This window comes from Rhizobium terrae, from assembly GCF_003425685.1.
GTDB classification, from domain to species: domain Bacteria; phylum Pseudomonadota; class Alphaproteobacteria; order Rhizobiales; family Rhizobiaceae; genus Neorhizobium; species Neorhizobium terrae.
On the sequence record NZ_QJKM01000065.1, the window covers coordinates 1 to 1,979 of the forward strand.

At 57.2% G+C, this 1,979-nt stretch carries 2 protein-coding genes and 1 pseudogene; 1 reads left to right on the forward strand and 2 read right to left on the reverse strand.

Annotated features, from left to right (window positions below; genetic code table 11):
- Positions 1-2: 2 nt before the first annotated feature.
- Positions 3-536, reverse strand: a complete 534-nt coding sequence (locus tag DMO26_RS33355; RefSeq protein ID WP_205421309.1) for a response regulator — start codon at positions 534-536, stop codon at positions 3-5.
- 365 nt (positions 537-901) lie between these two features.
- Between DMO26_RS33355 and DMO26_RS33360 the strand changes: the two genes are divergently transcribed.
- Positions 902-1,468 (forward strand): sigma-70 family RNA polymerase sigma factor, encoded by a 567-nt coding sequence (locus DMO26_RS33360; RefSeq protein WP_117196527.1) that lies wholly within the window; start codon positions 902-904, stop codon positions 1,466-1,468.
- Positions 1,469-1,907: 439 nt separating this feature from the next.
- Here the strand turns inward: DMO26_RS33360 and DMO26_RS35235 are convergent.
- Positions 1,908-1,979: pseudogene (locus DMO26_RS35235) on the reverse strand (ATP-binding protein); the annotation flags it as partial.

Here is a 1,979-nt window from a genome sequence, read left to right on the forward strand (position 1 = left end):
CATCAAACAGACCCAGGATCAGTCCGAGAAATGGCCGCCTTCAAATCGGAACGCCGGCCGGAATGAAATCGGAATGACTGGCCGGCTTCAAATCGGAATCGATGGCCGGCTTCATCGGAATACGCAGAGCATCTTGCGGGCGTTTCTGGACCGTAAGATGGTCGCTCGGGACGCAGGCAAGCCTTCAAGGCTCCGACCAATTCATCTGGGTCCGAGGGTTTGCAAATCCATTCGCCGTGAAGAAATATGCGATGACTTTCACCGGCCGCTTTTCTGCGTGCACTATGGACGATGAAGGGTACACCTCGCGCGACGAGGGTCTCAGCTACCTCCGCGCATTCGCCGTCCCTCAGGAAGATATCGATAATGGCAGCATCCGGAGTATTATCGGAAAGCCAATTCAATGCGGCGACGCAGGAGGCGAGGGTGACGACCCGTCCCGCCTGGGCGTCGCCCAGGATTTTCTCGATGTCCACTGCAATGAGGGCTTCATCTTCCAAAAGCAAAATAGTGGGATGCGATATCGTCACCATCATGTTCTCCGCAAGATGATCTCCGCAAATGACGCTCGATTATATATGCTCGCGCCGTTGGCGTCCGGCTTGGTCCGAAAACGCACCGTCTTACTGGAGGAAGGCGGAGGCCGTGACGTTCCGGCGCAAACGGCAGAAGATAAGTCTTCGTCTTTTTGACGGTACACGCGCTGACGAAGGCGATGTGGGTTGACATCGATGTGCGAGGTCGCCCCGAATGTCGCGCTGCTCACTTTCACGAGCAGTCTATCGATCGGCACCTCGCGAGGGATGTACGATAGCGGACAAAGTCAATCCATCGGACGTTTACCAGGAACGATAGGACCAAGGTCTGGTTCTGGCGATATAGCTCACACCGGAGACCGCCAGTGCCAACCACGACCCGCCGAGACCGCCTGTGCGATGAGATCGTTGCTCTCCTCCCAGCATTAAGAGGGTTCGCCCGCCGATTCGAACCAAATTCCGACGCAGCAGATGACCTTGTCCAGGAGGCTATCGTGAGAGCCCTTGCGAACCTTGACAAATTCGAAGAGGGCACGCGGCTACGGTCGTGGCTCTTCACGATCATCCGCAACACGTTTTGCACACAATATGGGTTGCGGAAGCGGGAGCCAGTCGGAGTTGACGATTGCGTCTCATTGCATCGTTCATGTGAGCCCCAGCAAGAATGGGCCTATCGCATGGTTGAGTTTCAAGCCGCATTCCAACAGTTGGCCTATCACTATCGCGCGGCGATCGATGCGGTGCTGTTTCAGGGGATGAGCTATGAAGATGCAGCGAAATATTGCGGATGCCCTCCGGGCACACTGAAGAGCCGGGTCAACCGCGGCAGGCTCATCCTGGCGCGTTCAATCTGTGCCGACTCTTCAGCAGGAGGACAAGATGCTTTGCGCTACGATGGTGGGGTAGCCAAATCGCGGCCAAGCCTACTATAGGCTCGCCAGTTCCGTGACCGAGGTCATTGATTGAGCACGGCGCGATTGGATTGAGCCGCGAATCCTAGCCGCCGGTGGCGCCACCTGCAGGTGTTTGCCCCCTGCACAAGTCAGGTGGGTGGCGTTTCCTGTTATGCTCGACCGCGGCACCCCTAGCCCGGTCGAAATCGTTTCGCCGGAGGGTATTTTGGATATGACGACCGGCACGGATTTTGCTGCCGGTCGCCTCACTGCTCGCAATGGAGCAGCGATAGCAGGTTCTTCTGGATAATTGGCGGACAGCAGTTCTTCGGCAAATCATAGCGGCAAACGTAAGTCGGACGCCGCCCTTTGTCCCACCAGGTGCTGCCAATGCGGACGCAGCGGTCGACCTCCACTCACCCTGTGTCAAGCGACACGAGGAATTGACCCCTTTGCCGACATCAGGAATTGACCCCTTTCACTGGTTTGTCGTTTCGTTGGTTTCAAGCGCCGCTCCGGCCTTCTGCAGAAGGCCGGAGCGGCGCTTTTC

Excerpts from the sequence above, each read along its gene's own strand:
- DMO26_RS33355 (WP_205421309.1), bottom strand. The coding sequence starts at position 536 with ATGATGGTGACGATATCGCATCCCACTATTTTGCTTTTGGAAGATGAA.